The sequence below is a fragment of the Gluconobacter sp. Dm-62 genome, from assembly GCF_018256155.1.
Lineage (GTDB): Bacteria > Pseudomonadota > Alphaproteobacteria > Acetobacterales > Acetobacteraceae > Gluconobacter.
The window spans coordinates 1-22412 of record NZ_JAERLY010000026.1; the positions used below are offsets into that span (position 1 = coordinate 1).

The window sequence follows — 22412 nt, forward strand, 5'->3', positions numbered from 1 at the left end:
CACCCGCCTGACTGTAAGACAATTCGTACACAACGCTCCTCGCTCAGCCACAACGACTCCCACTCAAATAAGGAGGGGTTATGGGCTGGCGACGTGCTTACGCCATTACGCTGGGGCTGACTATATGGCTTTGACCAATATCAGCCACAAAATGTCTTATTTCCTGAGGCCGATCAGATTCCGCACAATGCCGAGGAGGCGTTTGATCGTGAAGCGGCCTGCTGGCCCGAAAACCAGTCCCGTCAACGCAGCCATGGCGACGGACTGCTTGAACTCGGCCAGTTTCCGATCACGACGGATCCGTGCCTCGATCTCGACCGGGTCCGGAATGGAGCGGGCCGCCAGAAGTCCGAAAATCACAACGAACAGGAGGTCGACGCCTATGACGCAGAGTGCGGCCTTCACGAGGCTCAGCCCAGCGACATCAACAAAGAACGCCCACAGGAACCCGTGAAAGGACACAGCCGTAAAGAGCAGAAAGACTGCTGCGACAATGCCGTAAGCCACCCGACGACCGATTCGCATGGCAGAGCGGGAAAGGATCTGTCCCTGGGCAGAAAGGACATCCTGTCCGAGTTCGATGGGCTTCATGGAAATGGTTTGCCTCTTCTTCAGGACGGGGTCGGACGAGATACCGTCCGCCCCCCGCCTGGAAAGACCCGGGCTATTACTTGGAGAAACGTCCGGCGAAGAAACCGACCACGGCCGAAATCAGGACGGCTGCAATCGGACGCGCCCGCACACGCGTCGAAACATTTTCAATTTCATGATCCGTGATTTTGCGTGCATTTGCAACGGCATGATCCGTACGGTCTGCTGCATCGAGCAGGGCGGGGTTGATGCGGTTGTTCAGCAGTTCCTGCAACTGGTTCCGCAGACCATCGATCTGAGCCTGCGTGGTCTCGGTTGCCACTTCAATGTTATCCTTGACGCTTTTACGGCTCATGTTCAAACCCCTTCTTGAATATCCGGTCAGATGTGTTCTGGCCTGATTTTGTTTCGCCTATAACGATCCATTCTCCCAGAGGTTGCATGTCAGGCCTGTCAGGCATTTCCCGCATGGCTCCCAAGCAGGGGGGCCGCCGCCCTCCCCGCCCGAAGCCCGTGCTTGAGGTCGCCGGCCTGCGCGCGGCGATCGACGCTCCGCCTGTCGATCTGTCACTTCAGCCCGGAACAACCCTGACGCTTTTCGGCAACCAGCCTGCGGCCCTGTCGCGTCTTCTGGATGTTCTGGCAGGGTTTCTTCCCCATCTGGGTGGCACCATCACGGTGAGCGGCGAGGACGTGACGTCACGCCCACCCGCAGCCCGGCGGATGCGCATCGTCAGTTCGCGGGATCCGCTTTTTCCGCATCTGGATCTTGGCGACAACATCGCTTTCAGCCTGCGCGCGAACCGACAGGGCAGAACCGAAGCCCGGGCGGCCGCAGGACGGATGATCTCGCTGATGGGGCTGGATGGGATCGCGGGTCTTCGACCAGCGGAACTGAATGCCGAACAGTCGTTACGCGTGAGGCTGGCCCGCGCCCTTGTCACATCCCCGGATGTCCTGCTGCTGGATGATCCGCTTCATGCGCTGGATCCCCATGCCGCGCGCCGCATCCCGATCCTGCTGGGTACACTCTCCCGGGCATTGAATCTCAGTGTGGTCCACGCCGTATCCCGCCGCGAAGATGCGCTCCGCTCCGGCGGGGAAATCGCAGTCTTTCAGGACAATACACTTTTGCAATGTGCAGACGCGACGCGCCTTTATGACCGTCCGGCCTGCGCTGAAGTGGCGACTCTCTTTGGCGAAACCAACACTCTGACGGGCCAGGTTCTGGACATTGGAGACGACGTGGCCCGCGTTCATCTGGCTTGCGGCGGGATCGTGGAGGCGATGGTTTCCGAAGATCTCGCCGAAGGACAGGAATGTCTTGTCTGCGTCCGTCCGGACCGGATTTCGCCCTTTTTTGGAAGTCAGGGGCTGGGCATGGAGGAGGATGGCGATACACCTGTCCGCGGGGTCCTGACCGATAGCACCCATCTGGGCGATCATATCCGCATGCGGGTCCGCTGTGCCGAGGGAACGGAAATCGAGCTGCGGCGCCCTCCGCTTCAGGCCCAGAAAATTCCGGCTTCCGGCACCTCTGTGCAGCTCGCCTGGCCCGCCGCACATGCGACAGCCTTTCCGCTCGGCGCCGGGATGTATTAAAGTGTGGGTGTCCCATCAGGACATGCCTGAATTAGTCCCTTTATCACACACACTCACTCCCTGAGGATGCTCTCGTTCTGACCCGGCCCGCCTTCCCCCTGCGACATGTCCTGAGGACATCTGGTCGGGCCTCCCGCAGGAGTGCCCCGCGCCATGCGTGGCTCTGTGCGCTGCTGCTTTCATCCATGATGCCTGCGGCACAGGCTGCCGCGCATTCAGCGCACGAGACTACAGGTGTAGGGGCGTTTTTCACATCTGTCGGACACGGCATTACGTCGGTTTTCGTGCCATCCTCGGCGTCGGCACATGGGCATGCACGGCCCCGGCACCATCGCAGAGTCATCCGGCACCGTGCGCCTGTACCTGCTCCGCCTGAACCCGGCTTTGGCGTCCCTGAAGGCACAATCGATGCCCATGCCCTGACCTCTGGTGACAACACCCTTCGTCTGGTGGAATGGGACGGGCGCACGACGACACTTCAGACCGGAACACATGCGACAAAACCCGCGTGGATAGCTGTTCTCGTCACCGGCACACAGCTGGCTCAGGCCTGTGAAGGAAAATGGGTCCATCCGGTGGATGACAGTCCGACCTGTGGTATTCCGGGCGGCGTCAGTGACCTTGCCCTGACCTGGGATCGCTCGCGACTGGCAACAGCTCCGAGTTGGCAGGATTTCTGGGACGTGGCCCGCCACCCAGGGCGACGCGGTTTACATTTCGGCGCCCGGACCACACTGGAAATCACTCTGCTGGCTGACGGGGTCGCGCCGCAGGACGTCTATACCGTGCTCTCCACGCAGGCTGGCGTGGACCGTGCGCTTCGCAAGCTGGATCTGCTTCGTCCTTATATTGTGTGGTGGAATACTCCGGCCGATGCGGCCCGCATCATGGAACAGAGTAGCGCACTGATGTTGAGCGCCCCCAGTTCGGAGGTAACCAGCATCAGTTCACGGGTTCAGGCCGGCGCCGCCACGTCCCTGTTCGTTGCCGGCACCCGGGATATTCTCCGCTCCCCTCTTTTCTGGGCCATTCCGGGCAATGTTCCCACGGAAAGTGCGCACCGAACGCTTGCCCAGCTCAGAATGCATGCGCCACATCTGGAAGACATGCCCGGCCCTGTTCCTCCCGGAAATACACCTACTTTCCTGATTGTCAGTGATACGTTCTGGTCCCAGCATGGCGAGGCGCTTGAGCAGCAGTTCGAAACACGCTTCGGACCGCAGACACCATGATGTCCCTCGCGCTCCGCCTGAATCTGCCCCCCATTCTGACTGGCCTTCTCGCTGCCTGTGCCGTGATCGCGCTGTTCATGCGCATTCTGCCAGCGCCCGTCGTGCGTCGCTTTGGCCTGGTGCTGCTGCTGCCCGGGCCGGGGTTGGCACTTGCATTGACCAGCATTCATTCCGGGCTGGGCTGGCTGGAAGGTATGCTTATTGCGCCGGCCGTCGTCTTTCCGACGGGCGCGACCCTCCTGACGCTCCCACCGGGCACAACCCGTGCAGCCGTTGGGCTGGGAGCTGATCTTCCGACACGGCTGCGCCTGATCTGGCTCCCGCTCCTTCTGCCCTCCGTCTTTCTTTCCATCATTCTCGCAGTCGTTTTCTGCATCGCCTGCGCCCTTCTGGACCATTCATGAGCACCCCATCCGCCCCTTTCTGGCAAACCGTCCCTCTGGACCAGATGTCTTCCGAACAGTGGGAATCCCTCTGTGATGGCTGCGGCCGCTGCTGTCTCAACAAGCTGCGTGACGAAGACACCGAAGAGGTCATTTATACAAACGTCGCCTGCCGCCTGCTGGACACGCATACCTGCCGCTGCACCGATTATGCCGACCGTCATCGCAAAATCCCGGATTGCGTGACCCTCACGCCCGAACTCCTTGCAGATATCGACTGGCTGCCGCCAAGCTGCTCCTACCGCCTGCTGCGCGATGGATTTGATCTTCCTGACTGGCATCCTCTGCGGACTGGCAACGAAAAAGGTGTGCACAGCTCACGCGCCTCGGTGCAGGACCGCTGCATCAGTGAACGTCGTGCCGGACCGCTGGAAGACCATCTGGAAGACTGGCCAGGAGAATGGCCGGACCGTTCCCCTCTCTGCCACGCTCTGAAGCGCAAGGCCTGACACCATGCTTCCCCCGACCGTTCCACTCATCTGGAAACGTTCGACACGGGCCAAGCGCATCACCTTGCGGATCGAACCCGTCCGGGGCGAAGTCATCATAACGGTTCCGCATCGTATCAGCCGCGACAGGGCACTGGCCTTCGTCCACCAACAGACAGAATGGATCACCAATGCTCTGGCCGCCCTGCCGGAAAAGCAGGAACTCGCGGCCGGTTCACATGTCATGATCGAAGGGGAAAACATCCCTATTCTGCATGAGCCCACAGCCCGGCGCGGATGCTGGCTGGATGCGGACGGACTGCATGTCAGCGGAGAAGCCTCTCATACGGAACGCCGCGTCCGCGACTTCCTTCAGGCCATGGCAAAAGAACGCCTGACACAGACCCTTCAGACCCATTCCGTAAAAATGGACCTTCGCCCCGTCCGGCTCGACCTGCGCGACGTCCGGACCCGATGGGGAAGCTGCACCAGACAGGGCCGCATCATGCTCAGCTGGCGCCTGCTGATGGCCCCCAAGGAGATCCGGGATTATGTGGTCATCCACGAACTGGCGCATTTGCGGCACTTCAATCATGGTTCCGATTTCTGGGCTCTGGTCGACAGTTTTATTCCTAAAGGCCGCACAGGACGTCTTGCAGCAGAACGCTGGTTGAGAGAAAACGGTACCGCTCTCCTGCGCGCTGCATGAGAGCTGTGCGAGCTTGGCGGAATGGTAGACGCACGAGACTTAAAATCTCGAGTCCGCAAGGACGTGCGGGTTCGAGTCCCGCAGCTCGCACCACATATAACCCACTGATTTAACTAGGTTTTTTGAGGTTCCCGAAACCTCACCCGCTGAATCTTCTACAGTGGGTATCTACAGTGTGGCTTATGAAACTCGTCAGAATCGGGTCCGTATATAATCTTCGCAGATGGGTTCCGCTGGACCTGCGTAAGATTCTCAAAAAAAATGAGATGTGGCACTCACTTGAAACTTCTGATGTTGAAGTTGCAAAAATTCGGGGATGTGCAATTTTTGGCTTAACAAGTCAGTTTTTTGCAACCGTGAGAACCATGACCAAAAGCTACATATATGATGATGCTTTAGAAGTGGCAGATGGTTCTCCAGATAAATCCATCATTAAAGATATTATTGACGCCTATGAAGCACACGTCATTGAGTTGAAAACTCAATATAAGCTGGCTCAAGCCGAGCATTATCTTCAGCGTATGGAAGATTATCAGCGATACAAAAAAGTTGAGAATATTATCGATGTTGCAAAGCCAGAACTTGATGCTGTTCTGGCCTATATGAAGGAGCATAAGGATTTTAATGCTTATGCCTCTATCCAGAAAATGCAGCAGCAGTTCGCTGATATTCAAGGATGGGTTAAACCTCCTGAAAAGAAAAAATCACCTACCTTCTCTGTTGCCGTGGATGAGTATCTGAAAGCTCATTCAGAGAAAATGAATAACTCTGATCAACGTGGCTTTCGTAATACTGCACAACGCTTCATAGAGGTTTGTTCGGATAAGGACATTCGGGATTATACAGGTGAAGATTCCGGTAAGTTTAAAGAGCTTATGGAAAAGATGCCTGAGAATTATGGTAAGAGCAGTAAGGACGTTAGAACCGTCCAGGAGCTTGTTGCTTATTGCCAGAAAGCAAAGCTTCCACGTATCTCCGAAAAAACTATCAAAAATCACTTTGCAAGATTGTCCGCAATCTGGCGGTATTATCTCCTGCGTGAATTAGTCGATAGGAATATCTTTGTCGGCTGGAAGTTTGATGCCAAGCCGAAAATTAAGCGTATCCGTTGGAATGATGAACAGTTGCAGGTGTTGGCATCTGCACAATGGAATAGCACTGTCATTAACCGTCAGACGTATGGCTATGTAGTAGGTCTGGGCTCGTACTGTGGAATGCGTCTCGAAGAGATATGCCGCATCAGGACAGAGGATATCCAAGAAATTAGGGGTATCACCTGCATACTTATCAGAGAGCATACAGCACGAAAAAATAGACCATGGGAAAGCTGGAACCCAAAGACCGAAGCTGGTGAACGTGTGGTTCCCATTGGGAATGCTCTTATTAATGCTGGCTTTCTGGATTTCGTGAATAACAATAAAAAGAGTTATTATCTTTTTTCAGAACTGAAATTTATGGGAAAAGATAAAAAAAGATCCCAACAGTTTCAGCAGTCGTTTTCCAAGTTTAAGCTGAAGCAGGGTATTCCTCGTGGAGTAGATTTCCATAGCTTTAGGCACAATGTCTCTACAAAGCTGAGAAACATTTCCGATAGTGGAAATGGTGGATTGCGTGAAGTGTGGATTGATAGCTTCTTGGGTCATGAAGGTCAAAATAAGTCAGTTGGTAATACTGTTTACTTAGATGAAATTGATGTTGAGAACCTAAAAAAGGTAGCTGATAGCCTTGTGTATCCTGAGTTTTGGAACATTGAGAATCTCATGACCTAAATCAGTCGGGTATGATAAAATTCTCATGGAGGTATCAATGTCTGAACAAAATCAAACCACGTCTGTGAAATCATTTTCACTCGAACAATATGAGAAGGCAATTTCTGATGCTATTTCAAAACTTACAGGATATACTGAAGTATCCTGTAGCTTGAATAATTTTGAGTATGACGTTGAAACAGGTTTGTATAAAGATTTATTGGGAAAAGAGAGCTTCAATTGTTCAATTAGAATTGAAGCCAAGTCTCATAAAGAACTTTTGGCCATAATAGAGGCACAAAAGGAAGATGAGATTAAAAGAAAAGAAGAAAACAATAAAAATGGAATGGTAGATTTTTAAAATCATATAATATTAAGGAATAAAATTATGGCGCAGTGGGGAAACTGGTCCTTGAATAAGGACAATTATTGCTTAGAGCATCCAGGACCAGGATGCATGTCTTATCAAGTTCCACTAGAAGATATGAATAATCCAGCAATCATCTTGGATTGGATATATCAGATGAATGAAAAAACTTGGATGACCAAGGAGGACTCAGGAAATCTCGTATCTGCTCTGCAAGATATTTTTGGAAGAGGTATATGCGGTGGAGGTTCTTTTAAATCCATAAATGCAAAAGACTACCTTAAAGCAAGATATGGATAAAAATCTAAAATAAAAAAGGGATAGATTTCTCTATCCCTTCACATTCCATGCTATAATGTTAATAACGACAAAAACAATTATAAGGAGTATGTGTTGTTTCTAATAATAGCATGTACTTCTGAGGATTTGTAAAGCTTTCTCGTAAAAGGAGTATTTTGAGTTATGAACAACTAGAGCAACACATATATGAAAACGATATCAGAACGTACGATATCCTTACCGCTCTTCACCCATTCTATCGCTATAAGATATACCAGATAACCGCAGAAAAGTGCCGTTTATCCTTGGAATATGATGTCCAAGAGCTGGCTTTAAACGTCATCAGAATGATGGGTATGTTCCCAAAAGACGTTATCGAAAACTTCGAAATAGCATCATTCTCCTATTCAGAATTATTATCTTATCAGCGAATCCTAAGCAAAAAATCAGCTAAAAAAGTTAGATTATCTCGAAAAGCCAATCGTGCTCGTGTTGAGATTAGACGAAACTTAAAGATTAATCGTATTGATGATGAAGTCCAAAAAGATTTTGATGAAAATAAAAAACTTCGCTATCAGCATTTAAAATATAACGAACGTTCAGTTCAGGATTCGTTAGATAGGAAGACATCGAATAATAGAAAAAGAGACTGGATGATATCTTGTTGTCTTGAATCATCAATGCGAATTGCGTGTATGACACAAGACCCATGTAGTTCTGGATGGTTCCTATCCCTAACATTGCCTAAAAAATATCATGGATTATCTTTTGAACAGGCAAATGATGAAATTAATCGCAGACTGAATATGATTAAGAAATATGCGGAACGATATGGGATAGACTGGAGCGGTATATCCGTTGTCGAATTGCACAAAGATGAAACGCCGCACCTGCATATTATATATTTCGTAAATAACGAAAAATCTTACATATCCCAAAAAACTGATCGTGATCAGCTATTGGATATCGTTTTCAAGTTCTTTGATAATGAAGACCCTGAAAAATATGAGTTGAACCAGAACGTTACCGACTTCGAAGGTGTGTTGGGATATATCTTCAAAGACTACGGAAAACCTAACACCAGGCACGGATTCATAGGACTACGTAGAGATATAAGACGTGTATGGAATAATCTCTACATAGGAAACTATGGAGACCCATCGCTATCATATCTATCATCAGACAGATTGTTCAACACTCACAGGTTGATGAAGAAGAATTCATGGAATGATGTCGTTGATGGAATTCCAGGATATGTTCTGTTTTCTCTTTATGGATTTAAATCTGATTATCTCAATAATATCGGGAAGAATGATGAACCTATCAGGTGGGTAGGATTATCACGAGTTATCTTGAAAATGAGAAAATGTATTAATTTCTCATATAAAACCGTTCGCAATTTACTGTTGAAAATTATTCGAAGAAGTTATGTAACGGATTTTGGTTATAGTTATATATATATAAATACATATAGTGTATTTTATTGCATTTCAAGATTTGAAACTATTAAGAGTAAAGGCCAACCTCCTCCCGAGAGAGGAGATTGGATGATTTTCAAACCATTAGCAGGAACATATTAGCACACATCAGGACAAGATTGAGGAACTTGTAAAGTGATATGAGAAAATTGTGGATCTCTATACCCAAAGACAATCAAATCAGAACCATTAGGACACCTGCTTCTTCATTGAGACGAAGCGGGACAACCCTATAAAGCCTCTTAATCAGTTGATTCTGTTATGATTCATATTGAGCAGTTACGAGACCTCTCTTGTCTCAAAAACGTGCCACATGAGATGAGACAGGATAATGACACGATACGGATATGTAAGAGTAAGCACTCATAAGCAGACGACTGAGCATCAAATTAATGACCTGATTAAGGAAGGTATAGCTCCTGAGCATATTATCTCGGAAACAATATCAGGAGCAACATCTTGGCAGTTTCGTCCAGAGTTGCGAAAACTATGCAGGAAAATGCAGACAGACGATACACTGACAGTAGTAAAGCTTGATAGGCTAGGAAGAAATGCTCTTGATGTTCTAGGGTTTATAGATAACCAAAAGAAAAAAGGGATCTCTATTCGTATATTAAATCTTGGCATTGATACCAGTGGAGCAGGTGGAAAATTGTTCTTATTGCTCTTGGCCGGTTTTGCAGAATTTGAGAGAAATATCATTAGAGAACGCATTATGTCAGGATTGGAAACTGCACGTTTAAAGGGTACGAAATTAGGAAGAAAACCCACTTTATCGGAGCAAGATATTGCTCTTGCAAAATCCTATAAATTGCGAGGCTTATCATCTAGAGAAGTAGGACAGATTATGAATATCTCGAAAATGACAGCTTGGAGAGCGATGAATGCTCAGTAATCTGTACCAGATTCTCCATAACATATCTTATAATATCTTGATTTATTTATGAATTACAGAATCAACCCTTTTTGATACATGTTTTTTATAAAATCCTGGGTTCGGGAACTACAAAGAATAGCGTTATTCACGCCATTCTTTTGAGGATATCCATTAACATCCTGGATTGCTTCTGCTGTTCGTCGCTGATGTCAGGTACTGCATCGCTCTTGCCGGAAAATAAAGCATCAGTTCCCAGAGCATGGCCTCCAGAATGCAGAAAACTGCGATTTATACCCTTCCCAAAGAGGGCCTCTGATATCTCGATAAGAGCATTCCCAGAAAAATTTGAATTGGGGAATAATTTGTGAATAACAAAAATCTTACAATTCTGAAGAAATCTCCTTTTTAATCCGCCAAGCTTACCACCAAGTTTACCGACTTCTATTGAAAACTCATCATTGTATTCGCCCTTTAGGCTTTCAACGGCAATAGATAACAGTCTCTTTAATATAAACTTCTCTTCTTTATATATTGTTAATAACGAATCTTCATGCTCAACTTCTTCTTCATCTGGATAAAGACAATCTATTGCCTCCTGAAGCTCTTCGGGCGTAAGTGGAAGCTTGGTAATATCATTGTATATTTCTTGAAACTGTTCATTTAAATCTTCTGCTGTATATTTTTTCTTCCTCATATCTGTGTTTCCTTTATTTTATGGGTTGAAGAACTGGTCTCCAAACCCATAAAATTATTATAACACAGAACGATGAATATTTTTTGTTTTCGTGAATAACGCATATAAAATAAGTAAAAATTACACCTCAAGTTTGAGTTTTATAGCTTTCACATTATCTTTTTTGTGAATAACATTATTGTTGGATTTCTGCTGCTCATGCATTTTCTGAATTGCTAATGCCGGAGATTTTGAAGCCAACAATAGAAGATCTACATCCCTCCTTTCTCGGATGCAGAAAGCCAAATTATCTATATCTTTTTTGTTATTAACATAATTAATGACATCTATATTTTCAGACCATTGATCATGTTTCTTTTGACGTGATGCTGCATACTGATCAGACATGTTGTTGATCACATAATTATAGTTTTTTTCGTTATTCACGATATCAAGACCCGGAAAGTCTTTAAAGTGAAGAGCTCTGATTTTGTCATTGAAAGCTCTCAGCTCTTCCTTCGCTGATGAAAACCATGCAGATTTTTTGGAATGATACGCGGATCTCAAAGGATCTAACTGTTCATGAATTCTTTGGTTGATAATACGTGAATCACGATATTCAGGTTTAGCAAAAGGCTCTGGTGGGAGATGCTGATATCTCCTCTGGAATGATGAGATGACATCATCAAGCATTGCTGCAAACTTCTTCTGATCCTGCAAAAGCTCCCTGATCTGCTGGTCTTTTTGTGATTCACGCTCATTGAAGTCATAGATGGATTGACGTTCTTCCTGTGTCATCCCCTCTGTTGCAACAGACTTCTCTGAATTAATGGATATAGGTGTAGATCCAAGCCAGTGACCTGCGGGTTTAGATGTTGGCCTTGATTGAGAAGCCTGTGTTTGGGTGCCTGGTGCATTATCCTGATGAGAGGATGGAATAGGCGTTGAAGGCTCTGAAGCAGGCTGTGCAGGTGTGTTTTCTACTGATGGGATAGCAACTGTTGCTTGTAATGATTCAAACTTCGTGTTTTGGCCATTTAGGTATGATTGATACTGCTGATTGAAGTCAGATTTTTTCATATTGAAAAGACGGTTTGCTGAACCCAGAACATTACCATTATCGTTATTCACAATAATATATGTGTTGACTTTATCACCCTTCCGAATTTCTAAATTATGGGTATCAAGGCTTTCAATCATCTGACCAAAAGATTTAGAATTGATACGGAGTTCTTTCAGGGTTTGCCTGACCTCATTCAATGCAGTTCCAGATATTTTTGCTCTGCGAAATTGCTTGTCTGAATATGAGGCATCTGGTGCATCTTTTGCGTCTAATGATGGTGTGTTCTTCCTGATGATATCTGCATAATATCTCTGATTGGATTTTTCTAAATCTTTGATAACAGATGCATTATGCTTTCCGACAACAGGAGCATGACTAAAATCTATCTCAGCAATTCGAGCAATTTTCTCTTCCCTGATTTTGGAAAAAGATGAGTCCATGATTTTCCCGTTCCGAAGAACCTCAGGGAAATATACATGATAGTGATGACCTGATGCTTTGCCATCTGCGCGAGGTTTATCATGTCTGACAATAGTTGCTTTCGATGGGTCTGCTTTGAACTCTTTTGCATATGTTTTGACTAACGAAAAAAGCTGCTCATCAGTCATATCTTCGTAAGATGAGATTTTGACGTGACGTACTGCATACTGAGAACCAACCGCTTTTGCTCTGCCAAGCTCTGCTCTAACGTCAAATTCTGAACCCTGAAGAACCGTAATCTGCTCATTGTCAGAACCATGAAAGACATGCCTACAGGTGGAAGATATTCCCTGCGATGATGTCTTCATTCGTGCTGATTTCACTATCATAGATCATCTCTTGATAGTCGCGATCATGCTATCGATCTGAGCCAGGATTTTCAGGCACTGCTTCATGTTTGCATTGGCATCATTGAACCCTTCTCCACCGTTCAATGCCTTTGCAATCTGATTCACATTATTCCCTATACGAGCAACTTCTTCACGAGTGTTTTTTAGTTCCGTGATTAACAAAATCTTTTCAGATTGAAGCATGGGAGCAGAATTCATGAGGCTCCTAAAATAGTTTGCAAGGGTCTTATGACCTGCTGACCTGGCTGTATGATTCCATGCCTCAAGCTCTTGCTTTGATGCTCTGACTGATAACCTGGTCTCGGTTCTGTTTAAGTTTGATTTCATATCTTTCTCCTAAAATACTTGAATACTTAAAAGCGGGTCCACGGGTGCAACCCTGGCCAGATGGCTTATTGCTGGCCCTATAGGGGTAGCCATAAGCCACCTCTGGCATCTGATTATAGTATTCATTATAGCATATTATGATTTTAATGGATATTTCTGATATAATATACAAATATAGATATGGTTCTTATTGAAGTTTATATAAATTTATGCTATAAATGGATATATTAAAGGAGAGTATTATGAGCGTTATTTATGAAATAAAAGCAATGAGCAGAGCTATCGACAACGAAAGACAAGAAAGAATACAGTCTTATCGTGACTCATGTTCTTCAACGTCACACCGTCAACTTTTTAATACTCTAAACCATGATATTGATGTCAAAGCACAAGGTCTTATTGGTTCCAATAGGGCAGAATATGAAGCTCAAAAAGCTGCAAAATTGGCTGCTGCTGATGCAAGGGATGCAGAAAATGAAGCGTTCTGGGATAGCTTGATGTGAATATCGTTATTCACATTTATAGGTTGAGAGAGTAGTCTTTGAAGCCATATGAGTAAACTACAAAAAAGAGCCCTAAGGCTCTATTTTTGTATTATGTGAATCACATTATATTTCTAACGATGATGTCTTTTTCTCTTTAGCAATAATCTTGCCATCAGGCGAAACATCAACTTTTCCAAGCATCTCCATGACCTGACCAGAATGCATTCCATAGGTCTTTTTCTTAAACGACTCTGCCATATCACTGCTCACAATAGCTTCGAATTTTCTTTTTAATTCAATAGCATTCAGAGCTTCAGGACGGTTTTCCCATTCTTGGATTTTTTGTTTACGATCAGAATTACATTGAACAATAATCTTTTCCATCGCATCCCTGACATTTCCGTCAGCCGTGACGATCTGCATCAACTCATTCTGAGAATGCTCAATTTCAAGTTCATTCATTTCATCTTGAGTTAATGAACGACGATACGGACCAGGAGCATCAGCCAAGCCGAACTGATGCATTATTGTTCCGACGATAAAGCGAGCACACTCGGCAATGTGAGCAGATAATTTTTTCATATCCTCTGCCATTTGAGGATCTACAGGATACTGACCCCCCTTACCCATTTGTTGCCATTCCTGCTGTCGCTTAGCTTGTTGCTGCTGAATGTGAGATTCAAGCTCTTTGCGTTGGTTCTTGAACTTTTTAAGCTCATTCGATACGTCGTTAGTCGTATTAAAAATATCATGCCTAATTTTATCCATATCCAAATCTTTGGCTTTGATAGTAGGATGAGGCTTATTAATTTCCTCGCCAAGATTACGCATCAAACTCGAAGAAATGACAAAGAAGCTCTTCTCAATCTGCTGTTCTTCAGTAAGCTCTTTCTTTTTAAATAGTTCTTTGTAATTCATTTTCGCGATTCCTTATATCATTTCGTTTTTTGATTTATTGTGCTCTTTAATTATTTTCATGAATTCATTAGCGTACCATGCTTTAAAAAATTCACGTTGACCTGATAGCTCAACATAATTTTTCTCTAGAACGTCCCAGCACTCACCAATATTCTGACATTCATCATTCGATGGAATGGAAATAATAGAATCAGGATGATAATCATTGTTAGCAAACCTAATCATTGTATTTTTTTCATAATCAGAATAATCCAAAGTCCTGAGATAAATCTTTAACTCAAAGTCATGATACTTTTCATTGTCTAAATTATTTAAGTCCATAATAATCTCCATTTTTATGGTCATTTAAGACCCGATAACTATTATAGCACATGATAGTGTATAATACTCTCTACGGGCGTAGAGGATATTATATATGAATAGATTTATTAGTTATTATAGAGTTTCTACAAAGAAGCAGAAGGAATCAGGGCTTGGATTACAAGCTCAAAAAGATACCGTAAAAAATTATGTTAATCACAAAAATGGAATTTTACTTCAAGAATTTCGGGAAGTGGAATCTGGAAAGAAAAATGATCGGCCAATGCTAACCCAGGCAATGGAACAATGCAGATTGTATGGGGCTACATTACTCATTGCAAAATTAGACAGGCTCTCACGTGATGCCGTCTTTCTCCTACAACTTCAGAGAGGAGATGTGCCATTCACTGCATGTGACATGCCTGATGCAAATGTCATGACCGTTGGGATAATGGCTCTTCTAGCTCAGCAAGAGCGTGAGATGATTTCTCGAAGAACAAAAGAAGGGTTAGCCGTCCTGAAAGCAGGAGGCAAAAAATTAGGAGGATGGCGTAAGAAAAGCCACCGCTTCAGCCAGCAGGATATCGAGAAAGCCACTGTCGCAAGGAATGAAAAAGAATCCGCATATCGTTCAAGGGTTATTCCAGTAATCAGGGATTTAAGATCTTCGGGAATGTCCTATAGGAAAATATGTGATCAACTCACTGAGTTAGGCATAAAGACATATCATAAAAAATCGAACTGGCATCCGAATGTAGTGCGTAGTTTATTTCTATTGTAATGATATATTCAATATATAAAAATACCCGAAAACAAAGCATATATACCAATTAAATATATACCATAAAAGTACGGTATAATACGCCATTAAAGGGGTATTATATTATGAAGGAAATTATATTAGACGTAGAAACAACAGGAATATCATCATATGACGAAGTTATAGAAATATCTGTCTCAGACTTGAATGGAGATATTCTTTTTTATTCCAGAATCAAACCAACAGTGAAAATCTCATCCGGTGCCCTGAGATTGCATGGGGTCTCTGATGAAATGCTTAAAAACGAACCCACGATAAGGCAAGTGCTTCGCAGATTGAAAAGCATCATTATGGATGCTGATAAAATCTACTGCTGGTCCAGTGATTTTGTTATTCACAAATTATTTAAAACTGCACGTGCGATGAATGCTGATCCAAGAGTTTTCACACACATCCAAAAACACGCTGTCGATTTAATGTATGTTATTGGCAAAGGAGATTACTGGCCCAGGATGGATGATGTTGCTCAAAAGCACAGCATATTATGGGATGGGCGTAGGTTCTCATCTATCAACGATTGCAAAGTGATATCCAAAATCATTAAAGCGATTGATAAAAAAGAATAATCAAACGTTGCATATTGATTTCCAAACTCCTATTTTCGTTATTCACGAATAGGAGTTTTTTTATGTCTATCTTCGACGATCTCAAAAGAAAATTCACATCCGAAGACGAACATGAACGCATTGATGCCATCCAGGCAATGAAGCCTCATTTCTATGAGAAAGGCTTTACATGCCTCATATATGAGGATGGACGGATGGAGATAAACAAGATTGAAGATCTTCATGGTTTCAATGCAGAGATCAATCTGTTTGATGACCGTTTCCATACCATTGAAGATATTCTGGGAGAGTACCAGAAGCAGTTTGAGGCACACCTAAATCTGTAAAACTACAAGAGCATCATTAGGCAGAACAACGTTCTGCCCTGCCCAGTACAAGCCTGAACAGGCTTGTATATAGTTCTATGATTTCTATTATGTTATTCAGAAAAGGCATTATTCTAATGAACGATGAAGTAGTTCCTGAACCCAAGAAATCCAGAGGCAGACCTACAAAGCATGGGAAAGCCATGTCTAACAATGAACGTCAGAAAAAAAGGCAGGCTTTAACAAATGGCGTGTTTAATGCCGTTGTAGATATATCATCAACAATAAAATCTGGATTGGGATATTCAGAAAGATTTGATAGAGACAATTTCACGTTCGATTATGCAATTGAATCCGATATTAATGTGAATAACATAATATCTTTATTGTCCCCTGACTTACAAGAAGAATTTAAATCAAGAGTTAGAACCAATCTCGCTAAAAAGTACTTTTTAAGAGATTTGAGTGTCTATAAGAATATAATCTCAGAAAATAAATCGTTACACGAGTTCGGGAAAAGATTCCAAGATATTTATATATGGGAGATTGTGCATGGAGCAATGCATACTCTTTATAAATATGACAATCCGACAAAAAGAACGATTGAAGCTATTCCTTTTTTGTTAGATTTCAATAATGCCCATGAGCAAAAATATGTAGACGCATACATTAAATATCGAATGATATATAGAAATTACTGGAATGGTATCTCTCGTATTTTATTAGAAAAGAAAGATGAAAATAAAGAATACTCTCAGTCAGAAAAATCTCATATCACAAGAATGGCAAATATGAGAAAAGATATTATTGACTTCGAAAAATCTAATAGGAAAAAGATTATTAAATATGGCAATGCATTAGATAACGATGTTTTTTATGAGCAGATTTTACATGATGTAATGATGCTCGATGATGACGCTTTGAAAACCCGACATAAAGAAATTAAGAATATTGTTAATCACAAAAAAGATACTGCTGATGTGATTCCTGTCAGGCAGGAGTCTGAAAAAATAGAAAAACCTGCTGTTCCTGATGCTCCTGTCATACAGCCTCCTGCTGATGTCGTGGATTCATCTGATAAGGCAGAGCCTAAGCCTTTTGTACGACCAGTTTTTAAAAGAACACCCAGGAAGAAAATCGAACCCGAAAAGCCTAAGCCTGTAGAATACGATGAATTGGGAGAGCCTATTGTCTATCCTGATTTTTCAGATTCCGTGAATGACGAAAATAAAGAAGAACCTACACGTCCGCCTGTTTTTAAGAGGGTTCCTGATCATCTCAAAAAAGATAATTCGTGATTCACAAATAATTATACCTAAGGATTCCTAGAGAATTAGATATTAAATCAAATCTCTCTCTTGGTATGTGGAAACGAACCGGCTACGATCTCAACATGAAAGTAGCCGGATATATTAAATGAGCAAGCAAACTGCTGACCTACCCAAAGTGATAACTATCAATTCTCTTGATAAAGAAGACCGTTCTTTATTCCCAGAAAATTTTTTCGATTACTATGAAGTATTAAGTTATAGGAATGCTGCTCAAATTCTTGCATCTTCATGCCAAGAAGATTTTAAAGAACTCACTGAGACACTCATGAATTTCAGTATATTGCCTGAAGATATTATTTCAGGTGGTGGCAATAAATCCAATATTGCCAAAGGTGTCGAGGGATTATTTCACCCACTAGGTTGGAGAGAAACTCGTGTTACTGCCGATTTGCTAATTAACCGCATTACCTATATTGACCCAAGCAAAAGAGGCGATAAAGCACCCAAACAAATCGAGCAATATAAAATTGACTCTTTTGTCGATGGTCACAAAATAGATTTCGTTAAAAATAGAATCGCTTTTGATATGGAGTGGAACTCGAAAGATCAAACTTTCGATAGAGATTTATATGCACTCCGCAGCTTCTATGACTGCAATATTATTTCTGCCGGAGTACTTCTGACCAGAAGTGCAGAACTTGTTCCGGCATTTAATGAGCTCAAACAGCGTTCCCCAACGCCAATGAGCCAAGGAAAGTATGGAGCTTCAACAACTTGGATGGGTAAATTAACCTATCGAATTGAGGCTGGTCGAGGTGGCGGTTGCCCCATTTTGGCTTTGGGTATCAAACCATCATTAATCAAAGATTTTGAAGAGTGGAAAAATAAACATTCCGTAAAACGAGATGCTACGGATGACCTATCAGCATCGGAAATTTCATCCGACGCCGATGATAGCGATGACGACAATTAATCGACGGTCAAGCGTAGTTGTTCATTTGCAAGGGATGCCTTCAGCTTACGTTCACTATGGCTATTGTGCTTGTAGGTATCCCATGAAGGTTCATACTCTTCGGATTGATTACCCCACACATTCCACCCCTTACGAGGACCACGAGCAAACATCTCTAAGTATGGCCCTGGAGAACATGACTCAATCAGGTCATATTGCTCGTCGGGTTTTCTGCTGTGTTCCCTCTTACGAGTAGCCAGATAGTTTACCTGTGTTCTGCCAGCCTGAAGGGTTCGAGCATTTTTTCCTCTTACACCGAAAAGTATAACCTCGGTGACGTTCCGAAAATAGAACCCCACGCCCCTGCCATCAGAACCGCCGTCTTTCCTGATTTTATGCCAAATCAGATTAGACTTATAGGTGAAGCCCCACTCCTGCATTACACGCAATCCATCAGGCAATAATGCATTTGGAACCCATAGATATAAATGAGCCGTAGGAGCTGTGATATCGGCAACAGGCAAGGCACAAATATCATCAAGGTTCATAGTAGGATATCGAGTAAGCCGATGATGCTCTGGAGCCACCTTGCCTGTTCTATTAGTGAACTGCCACGGGGGGTCAGCCAGTATTGTAGCTGGCTTTACTCGCTCCCCTAGATCCAGTAGCTCCTGACGAGCATCCGAGAAATCATTTTCTGTATCCACTGGATGACCGTCTTTTCTACGCATATCTGTATGTTCGCACTCTGTTCACGTTGACACTGACGGCATGTTCTAATCGTCGGCTTGCTGTCAAGGATACAGACTAATCTGATACCCGGCAATCTCATTGAAAATGAACTCTGACCTGCACGATTGAGACACATGCTTTAAAAGTTGTCGGTTTAGGGCACTTGAAAAACCTACAGAGATTTTCTACAGTGAGACTGCAAAACGCTTCAAAATATCTACTTAAATCAACAGGTTATGCGAAAAATTGGGACTCACTGTGTATTCGAGTCCCGCAGCTCGCACCACATAACTCTCTGATTTCATTGGAAACAGAGGACCTGCCCTGCAGAATGCGGGTTGGTTCTGCAAAGCTTTTCTCCTGGGTCAGAGAAGGCTTTAATTCCGTCTCTGTGATGAGACCTGTGTCGTGTGACGGACGAATTGATGGATCGGCTGTGAGTCTTTTTTCTCAAAAGCTGCAGATTATTATGATGGGGGCGCTCTCTTAAACTACATCCACGTTTCCTAACCTGCGGATAAAAAAGAGAGCCGAGGTGACTGACCAAATTAAGGATGGAATGGACACGAAACTGCATGGTGCACAGCCGACCAGAATGAACATCCGTTCCGCGTCTTCATGACAGCGCGTCACTAATCAGTAATTGCATGGAACTGACTGCGTTTCTGGACGCCGACCTAGGACAGCACGGCCTTTGGCAGGTCAGAGATTATGTTGAGCAGCGCCCGGGATAGACCGTGTTTTGCCAGATGCTTGGATGGCTTCCTGACGCACTTCCGCTCGGCCAATACGCTCCGTAGCAACTGTTATGTTCTGGCTATGCTCTCTGCACCTCAACTTTTACGCAAATCGTTGAACAAGGTTCGGATAACCGGGCGTATGCCATGACCCGAAAACTGTTCGATGTAATAGTTTCCGAGCCCTGGAATGGCGGGAAGCGTGTTACAGACAGACAGCCCCAGCGCTTCAACAAGATTTTGGGACGCAGGCCACGGGACCAGAGCCAGGGCAGAGCTTTCCTTGACCATCATGAGGGCCAAAGGCGTCGTATCTACTGATTCCACCACCAATGCGGGATCATCAGAAATACCCGGATACCGGGATAGCAACGTATTCCAACCGACGGCATGGGAGCGGACGTCAAGCAGTTTGAAGCCTACGACTGCTTCGGCCGCGGTGATGCGTTCCACGTCCTGCGGCTGTCCGACCACGACGTGGCTGATGCCCATCAGCCATCCCGGATGTTCGCGCGTGGACATAACATAGTCGAAACGGATTGCGAGATCCGGCTCACCATGGCGCTGGGAGTCTTCGAGGATGAGGTCCACGCGAACCGAGGGGTGTTTCTTTTCAAAAGCGCACAGACGCCGGGGCAGCCAGCTCATGGCCATCAGCTGGCTGGCGACGAGGGAGACCCGTTCCACGTCCCGGCGGGGAAACAGGGAGGCCGATTTGGCCTCGATGGCCCTCAGCGAGACCTGAACGGTCGGCAGGAACTCGTTGCCTTCCAGCGTGAGGCGGACCTTGTTGGCGCTGCGCAGGAACAGGGGCTTTTTGAGATAGGTTTCCAGCGCCAGAATCTGCTGGCTGACGGCGGCGGCAGACATGTTCAGCTCCCGCCCGGCGGAGGCGAAGCTCTGGTGCCGGGCAGCGGCATCAAAGACGCGCAGCCAGTTCAGGGAGGGAATACGGTGGGTCTGCATGCTTCAAGCGTAAGCTCAGCTTACGCTTTCTGCCAAGAAGAAAGATATTCCGATATCGAACTCAAGCCCATAAAACGGTCAGTGACCCTCTTTTCAGACGCCTTGGCGGGGACTTCATGAATGCCTGTTCGTGCGACATGTCTGCTTCTTCCGTTTCTGCTGGTGCTGCATGCAGCCTGTGCCGTCGCGGGGGAGCCTGCGCGGCGCATCACGATCGCTACGGAAGGCACCTATCCGCCCTGGGCGTTCGCCAGACCCGACGGAACCTGTGCGGGGTATGAGATGGATCTGCTGAAGGTTCTGTGCGAGCGGATGAACGCGCGCTGCACGGTTGTCACGCAGGACTGGAACGGCCTTATTCCGGGGCTTCGCGTCGGGCAGTATGATGCCATCATTGCCTCCATGGGCGTGACGGAAGAGCGCAGGCGGGTTGTTTCGTTTTCCCATCCCTACACCCATGCCCCGAACGGCTTTCTGACGGCGGGCGGGGGATCTCTGACCCATCTGGCGCATACGGGCGAGCCGTTTGACCTGACGGCCGCACCCCGCGAGGCGCAGGTCGCGCTTTCAGAGCTGAGGGCTGCGCTGGTGGGGAAAGTCATCGGGGTTCAGACCGGCTCCACGGCGGCGGGGTTTGCCGAGGCCTATCTGCCGGGGCTGAAGGTCATGGAATATCCGTCCGTGGACCAGTTGGGGCTGGAACTGATTGCGGGGCGGATCGACATTGCGATTGCCAATGTCACGACCTTTGCGACCATGATCAAGGCGGCGTCCAAAGGGGCGCTCGTCATGACCGGGCCAAGCTTTTCGGGCGGGGTTCTGGGATCGGACACGACCAATATCGCGTTCCGGCCGGATGACGACGTCCTGCGCAATGCTTTCAACACCGCTCTGACATCGGTCAACCGCGATGGCACCAATCAGGCGTTGTCAGAGCAATGGTTCGGAACGGATATCTCGATCCATGAATAAGCCCATGACAGGCGCCTCCCCTGCCCCCGCGCAACAGGAGCGCAGGATGTTTTCAGACCTTGGCCCGATCCGTGATCCGGTGACGCTGTTTGTGGATGGCCAGGCAATGACTGCCAGTGCGGGGGACAGTGTTGCGGTCTGTCTGCTGCGGGCGGGGATGTCTTATAATCGGCTGACGCCGGTTTCGGGGGCGCCGCGCCTGCCCTACTGCATGATCGGGCACTGTTTTGAATGTCTCGTCGAAATCGATGGGATCGGGAACCGGCAGGCCTGTCTGACGATGGTGCGCGACGGCATGAAAGTGCGTCGGCAGGCCGGTGCGCCGCCCGCGCTGGAGGGCTCCGTTCCATGACGCTCAATGCGCCACTCCCTGATGCGGATGTTGTGATCGTCGGCTGTGGGCCTTCCGGGATGACGGCGGCGGTGACGCTGGCGGAAGCGGGACGGTCGGTCATTGTGCTGGATATGCAGCCCTGTCCGGGGGGGCAGATTTTCCGCAATCTTGAAGCCAATCTGTGTGATGCGAGCGCGGCCGGTCAGAGCCTGCTGGCTGCGCTGGGGCCAGCCTATCGGGCGGGTGCCGATCTGATCCGGCGTTTCCGTGTATTTTCCGGGGCCTGTTCCGGGATTGATTACCGGCCTCAGACCACCGTGTGGGAAGTGCGACCCGACGGAACCTGTGCGGGGTATGAGATGGATCTGCTGAAGGTTCTGTGCGAGCGGATGAACGCGCGCTGCACG

28 protein-coding genes and 1 tRNA gene are annotated in these 22412 nt (G+C 46.1%); 20 read left to right on the plus strand and 9 right to left on the minus strand.

The annotated features are described in order from the left end of the window. Window positions 1-156 precede the first annotated feature (156 nt). Both JK202_RS14910 and JK202_RS14915 read right to left on the minus strand, forming a co-directional pair. Window positions 157-591, minus strand: coding sequence for a hypothetical protein (locus JK202_RS14910; RefSeq protein WP_211562189.1), 435 nt, complete (start codon window positions 589-591; stop codon window positions 157-159). 76 nt (window positions 592-667) lie between these two features. After that, window positions 668-946, minus strand: coding sequence for a hypothetical protein (locus tag JK202_RS14915; protein ID WP_211562191.1), 279 nt, complete (start codon window positions 944-946; stop codon window positions 668-670). An 86-nt stretch (window positions 947-1032) separates the two neighbouring features. Here JK202_RS14915 and JK202_RS14920 point away from each other — a divergent pair, with 86 nt between their 5' ends. The 11 genes from JK202_RS14920 (at window position 1033) to JK202_RS14970 (ending at window position 9772) form a co-directional block, all read left to right on the plus strand. Further along, a complete protein-coding gene (locus JK202_RS14920; protein WP_211562193.1) occupies window positions 1033-2193 on the plus strand; it encodes an ABC transporter ATP-binding protein in 1161 nt (386 codons plus the stop codon). Between the two features lie 185 nt (window positions 2194-2378). After that, complete coding sequence (locus JK202_RS14925) at window positions 2379-3425, plus strand: extracellular solute-binding protein (protein ID WP_249200128.1); 1047 nt, start codon at window positions 2379-2381, stop codon at window positions 3423-3425. Then, entirely contained in the window at window positions 3422-3829 is a 408-nt protein-coding gene (locus JK202_RS14930) for a hypothetical protein (protein ID WP_211562195.1), read from the plus strand. Before JK202_RS14925 ends, JK202_RS14930 begins: the two co-directional genes overlap by 4 nt. Continuing rightward, window positions 3826-4317: a YcgN family cysteine cluster protein gene (locus JK202_RS14935; RefSeq protein WP_211562197.1), complete on the plus strand. Its 492-nt coding sequence runs from the start codon at window positions 3826-3828 to the stop codon at window positions 4315-4317. The genes JK202_RS14930 and JK202_RS14935 overlap by 4 nt, the downstream gene beginning before the upstream one ends. A gap of 4 nt (window positions 4318-4321) precedes the next feature. After that, entirely contained in the window at window positions 4322-5005 is a 684-nt protein-coding gene (locus JK202_RS14940; RefSeq protein ID WP_211562199.1) for a M48 family metallopeptidase, read from the plus strand. A gap of 7 nt (window positions 5006-5012) precedes the next feature. Next, window positions 5013-5098, plus strand: a tRNA-Leu gene (locus JK202_RS14945). 89 nt (window positions 5099-5187) lie between these two features. After that, on the plus strand, window positions 5188-6774 hold the full coding sequence (locus JK202_RS14950) for a DUF6538 domain-containing protein (RefSeq protein ID WP_349291876.1): 1587 nt from the start codon (window positions 5188-5190) through the stop codon (window positions 6772-6774). A 37-nt stretch (window positions 6775-6811) separates the two neighbouring features. Then, complete coding sequence (locus JK202_RS14955; protein WP_211562204.1) at window positions 6812-7114, plus strand: hypothetical protein; 303 nt, start codon at window positions 6812-6814, stop codon at window positions 7112-7114. A 27-nt stretch (window positions 7115-7141) separates the two neighbouring features. Then, window positions 7142-7420 (plus strand): hypothetical protein, encoded by a 279-nt coding sequence (locus JK202_RS14960; RefSeq protein WP_211562206.1) that lies wholly within the window; start codon window positions 7142-7144, stop codon window positions 7418-7420. Between the two features lie 155 nt (window positions 7421-7575). Next, entirely contained in the window at window positions 7576-8979 is a 1404-nt protein-coding gene (locus tag JK202_RS14965) for a replication endonuclease (RefSeq protein WP_211562208.1), read from the plus strand. A 229-nt stretch (window positions 8980-9208) separates the two neighbouring features. Then, a complete protein-coding gene (locus tag JK202_RS14970) occupies window positions 9209-9772 on the plus strand; it encodes a recombinase family protein (protein WP_211562210.1) in 564 nt (187 codons plus the stop codon). A 127-nt stretch (window positions 9773-9899) separates the two neighbouring features. Here JK202_RS14970 and JK202_RS14975 read toward each other — a convergent pair whose 3' ends face one another. The 3 genes from JK202_RS14975 to mobC all read right to left on the minus strand — a co-directional run bounded on the left by JK202_RS14975 (window position 9900) and on the right by mobC (window position 12518). Then, entirely contained in the window at window positions 9900-10448 is a 549-nt protein-coding gene (locus JK202_RS14975; protein ID WP_211562212.1) for a hypothetical protein, read from the minus strand. Between the two features lie 120 nt (window positions 10449-10568). Then, the gene (locus JK202_RS14980; RefSeq protein WP_211562214.1) at window positions 10569-12278 is read right to left on the minus strand and encodes a hypothetical protein; all 1710 of its coding nucleotides are present in this window, start codon (window positions 12276-12278) and stop codon (window positions 10569-10571) included. Window positions 12279-12302: 24 nt separating this feature from the next. Continuing rightward, a complete protein-coding gene (mobC, locus tag JK202_RS14985; RefSeq protein WP_211562216.1) occupies window positions 12303-12518 on the minus strand; it encodes a plasmid mobilization relaxosome protein MobC in 216 nt (71 codons plus the stop codon). 371 nt (window positions 12519-12889) lie between these two features. Here mobC and JK202_RS14990 point away from each other — a divergent pair, with 371 nt between their 5' ends. After that, window positions 12890-13150 carry a hypothetical protein gene (locus tag JK202_RS14990; protein ID WP_211562223.1) on the plus strand — a complete coding sequence of 87 codons (261 nt, stop codon included), beginning with the start codon at window positions 12890-12892 and terminating at the stop codon, window positions 13148-13150. 105 nt (window positions 13151-13255) lie between these two features. On the opposite strand, the gene JK202_RS14995 is transcribed toward JK202_RS14990, so the two are convergent. Further along, window positions 13256-14050, minus strand: a complete 795-nt coding sequence (locus JK202_RS14995) for a hypothetical protein (RefSeq protein WP_211562224.1) — start codon at window positions 14048-14050, stop codon at window positions 13256-13258. A 12-nt stretch (window positions 14051-14062) separates the two neighbouring features. After that, window positions 14063-14371, minus strand: a complete 309-nt coding sequence (locus JK202_RS15000) for a hypothetical protein (protein ID WP_211562225.1) — start codon at window positions 14369-14371, stop codon at window positions 14063-14065. Window positions 14372-14465: 94 nt separating this feature from the next. On the opposite strand from JK202_RS15000, the gene JK202_RS15005 reads away from it, so the two are divergent. The 5 genes from JK202_RS15005 to JK202_RS15025 all read left to right on the plus strand — a co-directional run bounded on the left by JK202_RS15005 (window position 14466) and on the right by JK202_RS15025 (window position 18285). Continuing rightward, window positions 14466-15131, plus strand: a complete 666-nt coding sequence (locus tag JK202_RS15005) for a recombinase family protein (RefSeq protein ID WP_211562226.1) — start codon at window positions 14466-14468, stop codon at window positions 15129-15131. Between the two features lie 104 nt (window positions 15132-15235). Further along, a complete protein-coding gene (locus JK202_RS15010; protein WP_211562227.1) occupies window positions 15236-15736 on the plus strand; it encodes an exonuclease domain-containing protein in 501 nt (166 codons plus the stop codon). Between the two features lie 62 nt (window positions 15737-15798). After that, entirely contained in the window at window positions 15799-16062 is a 264-nt protein-coding gene (locus JK202_RS15015) for a hypothetical protein (protein WP_211562228.1), read from the plus strand. A 116-nt stretch (window positions 16063-16178) separates the two neighbouring features. Further along, window positions 16179-17339: a hypothetical protein gene (locus JK202_RS15020; protein ID WP_211562229.1), complete on the plus strand. Its 1161-nt coding sequence runs from the start codon at window positions 16179-16181 to the stop codon at window positions 17337-17339. A gap of 118 nt (window positions 17340-17457) precedes the next feature. Beyond that, the gene (locus tag JK202_RS15025) at window positions 17458-18285 is read left to right on the plus strand and encodes a BglII/BstYI family type II restriction endonuclease (protein WP_211562231.1); all 828 of its coding nucleotides are present in this window, start codon (window positions 17458-17460) and stop codon (window positions 18283-18285) included. On the opposite strand, the gene JK202_RS15030 is transcribed toward JK202_RS15025, so the two are convergent. Further along, window positions 18282-18995, minus strand: coding sequence for an MT-A70 family methyltransferase (locus JK202_RS15030; protein ID WP_211562233.1), 714 nt, complete (start codon window positions 18993-18995; stop codon window positions 18282-18284). The two genes, JK202_RS15025 and JK202_RS15030, sit on opposite strands and share 4 nt — an antisense overlap. A gap of 834 nt (window positions 18996-19829) precedes the next feature. Further along, a complete protein-coding gene (locus JK202_RS15035; protein ID WP_211562235.1) occupies window positions 19830-20699 on the minus strand; it encodes a LysR family transcriptional regulator in 870 nt (289 codons plus the stop codon). Window positions 20700-20819: 120 nt separating this feature from the next. On the opposite strand from JK202_RS15035, the gene JK202_RS15040 reads away from it, so the two are divergent. The 3 genes from JK202_RS15040 to JK202_RS15050 form a co-directional block, all read left to right on the plus strand. Next, window positions 20820-21671 carry a transporter substrate-binding domain-containing protein gene (locus JK202_RS15040; RefSeq protein ID WP_211562237.1) on the plus strand — a complete coding sequence of 284 codons (852 nt, stop codon included), beginning with the start codon at window positions 20820-20822 and terminating at the stop codon, window positions 21669-21671. Then, window positions 21664-22023 (plus strand): (2Fe-2S)-binding protein, encoded by a 360-nt coding sequence (locus JK202_RS15045; RefSeq protein ID WP_408872160.1) that lies wholly within the window; start codon window positions 21664-21666, stop codon window positions 22021-22023. The genes JK202_RS15040 and JK202_RS15045 overlap by 8 nt, the downstream gene beginning before the upstream one ends. Beyond that, on the plus strand, window positions 22020-22412 hold a 393-nt coding region (locus tag JK202_RS15050), incomplete at its 3' end, for an FAD-dependent oxidoreductase (RefSeq protein WP_211562239.1). The genes JK202_RS15045 and JK202_RS15050, both read left to right, overlap by 4 nt.

Bases quoted from the DNA above. Each gene is read 5' to 3' on its own strand.
- JK202_RS14910 (WP_211562189.1), bottom strand. From the start codon at position 591: ATGAAGCCCATCGAACTCGGACAGGATGTCCTTTCTGCCCAGGGACAG.
- JK202_RS14915 (WP_211562191.1), bottom strand. From the start codon at position 946: ATGAGCCGTAAAAGCGTCAAGGATAACATTGAAGTGGCAACCGAGACC.
- JK202_RS14920 (WP_211562193.1), top strand. From the start codon at position 1,033: ATGTCAGGCCTGTCAGGCATTTCCCGCATGGCTCCCAAGCAGGGGGGC.
- JK202_RS14925 (WP_249200128.1), top strand. From the start codon at position 2,379: ATGATGCCTGCGGCACAGGCTGCCGCGCATTCAGCGCACGAGACTACA.
- JK202_RS14930 (WP_211562195.1), top strand. From the start codon at position 3,422: ATGATGTCCCTCGCGCTCCGCCTGAATCTGCCCCCCATTCTGACTGGC.
- JK202_RS14935 (WP_211562197.1), top strand. From the start codon at position 3,826: ATGAGCACCCCATCCGCCCCTTTCTGGCAAACCGTCCCTCTGGACCAG.
- JK202_RS14940 (WP_211562199.1), top strand. From the start codon at position 4,322: ATGCTTCCCCCGACCGTTCCACTCATCTGGAAACGTTCGACACGGGCC.
- JK202_RS14950 (WP_349291876.1), top strand. From the start codon at position 5,188: ATGAAACTCGTCAGAATCGGGTCCGTATATAATCTTCGCAGATGGGTT.
- JK202_RS14955 (WP_211562204.1), top strand. From the start codon at position 6,812: ATGTCTGAACAAAATCAAACCACGTCTGTGAAATCATTTTCACTCGAA.
- JK202_RS14960 (WP_211562206.1), top strand. From the start codon at position 7,142: ATGGCGCAGTGGGGAAACTGGTCCTTGAATAAGGACAATTATTGCTTA.
- JK202_RS14970 (WP_211562210.1), top strand. From the start codon at position 9,209: ATGACACGATACGGATATGTAAGAGTAAGCACTCATAAGCAGACGACT.
- JK202_RS14975 (WP_211562212.1), bottom strand. From the start codon at position 10,448: ATGAGGAAGAAAAAATATACAGCAGAAGATTTAAATGAACAGTTTCAA.
- JK202_RS14980 (WP_211562214.1), bottom strand. From the start codon at position 12,278: ATGAAGACATCATCGCAGGGAATATCTTCCACCTGTAGGCATGTCTTT.
- mobC (WP_211562216.1), bottom strand. From the start codon at position 12,518: ATGAATTCTGCTCCCATGCTTCAATCTGAAAAGATTTTGTTAATCACG.
- JK202_RS14990 (WP_211562223.1), top strand. From the start codon at position 12,890: ATGAGCGTTATTTATGAAATAAAAGCAATGAGCAGAGCTATCGACAAC.
- JK202_RS14995 (WP_211562224.1), bottom strand. From the start codon at position 14,050: ATGAATTACAAAGAACTATTTAAAAAGAAAGAGCTTACTGAAGAACAG.
- JK202_RS15000 (WP_211562225.1), bottom strand. From the start codon at position 14,371: ATGGACTTAAATAATTTAGACAATGAAAAGTATCATGACTTTGAGTTA.
- JK202_RS15005 (WP_211562226.1), top strand. From the start codon at position 14,466: ATGAATAGATTTATTAGTTATTATAGAGTTTCTACAAAGAAGCAGAAG.
- JK202_RS15010 (WP_211562227.1), top strand. From the start codon at position 15,236: ATGAAGGAAATTATATTAGACGTAGAAACAACAGGAATATCATCATAT.
- JK202_RS15015 (WP_211562228.1), top strand. From the start codon at position 15,799: ATGTCTATCTTCGACGATCTCAAAAGAAAATTCACATCCGAAGACGAA.
- JK202_RS15020 (WP_211562229.1), top strand. From the start codon at position 16,179: ATGAACGATGAAGTAGTTCCTGAACCCAAGAAATCCAGAGGCAGACCT.
- JK202_RS15025 (WP_211562231.1), top strand. From the start codon at position 17,458: ATGAGCAAGCAAACTGCTGACCTACCCAAAGTGATAACTATCAATTCT.
- JK202_RS15030 (WP_211562233.1), bottom strand. From the start codon at position 18,995: ATGCGTAGAAAAGACGGTCATCCAGTGGATACAGAAAATGATTTCTCG.
- JK202_RS15035 (WP_211562235.1), bottom strand. From the start codon at position 20,699: ATGCAGACCCACCGTATTCCCTCCCTGAACTGGCTGCGCGTCTTTGAT.
- JK202_RS15040 (WP_211562237.1), top strand. From the start codon at position 20,820: ATGCCTGTTCGTGCGACATGTCTGCTTCTTCCGTTTCTGCTGGTGCTG.
- JK202_RS15045 (WP_408872160.1), top strand. From the start codon at position 21,664: ATGAATAAGCCCATGACAGGCGCCTCCCCTGCCCCCGCGCAACAGGAG.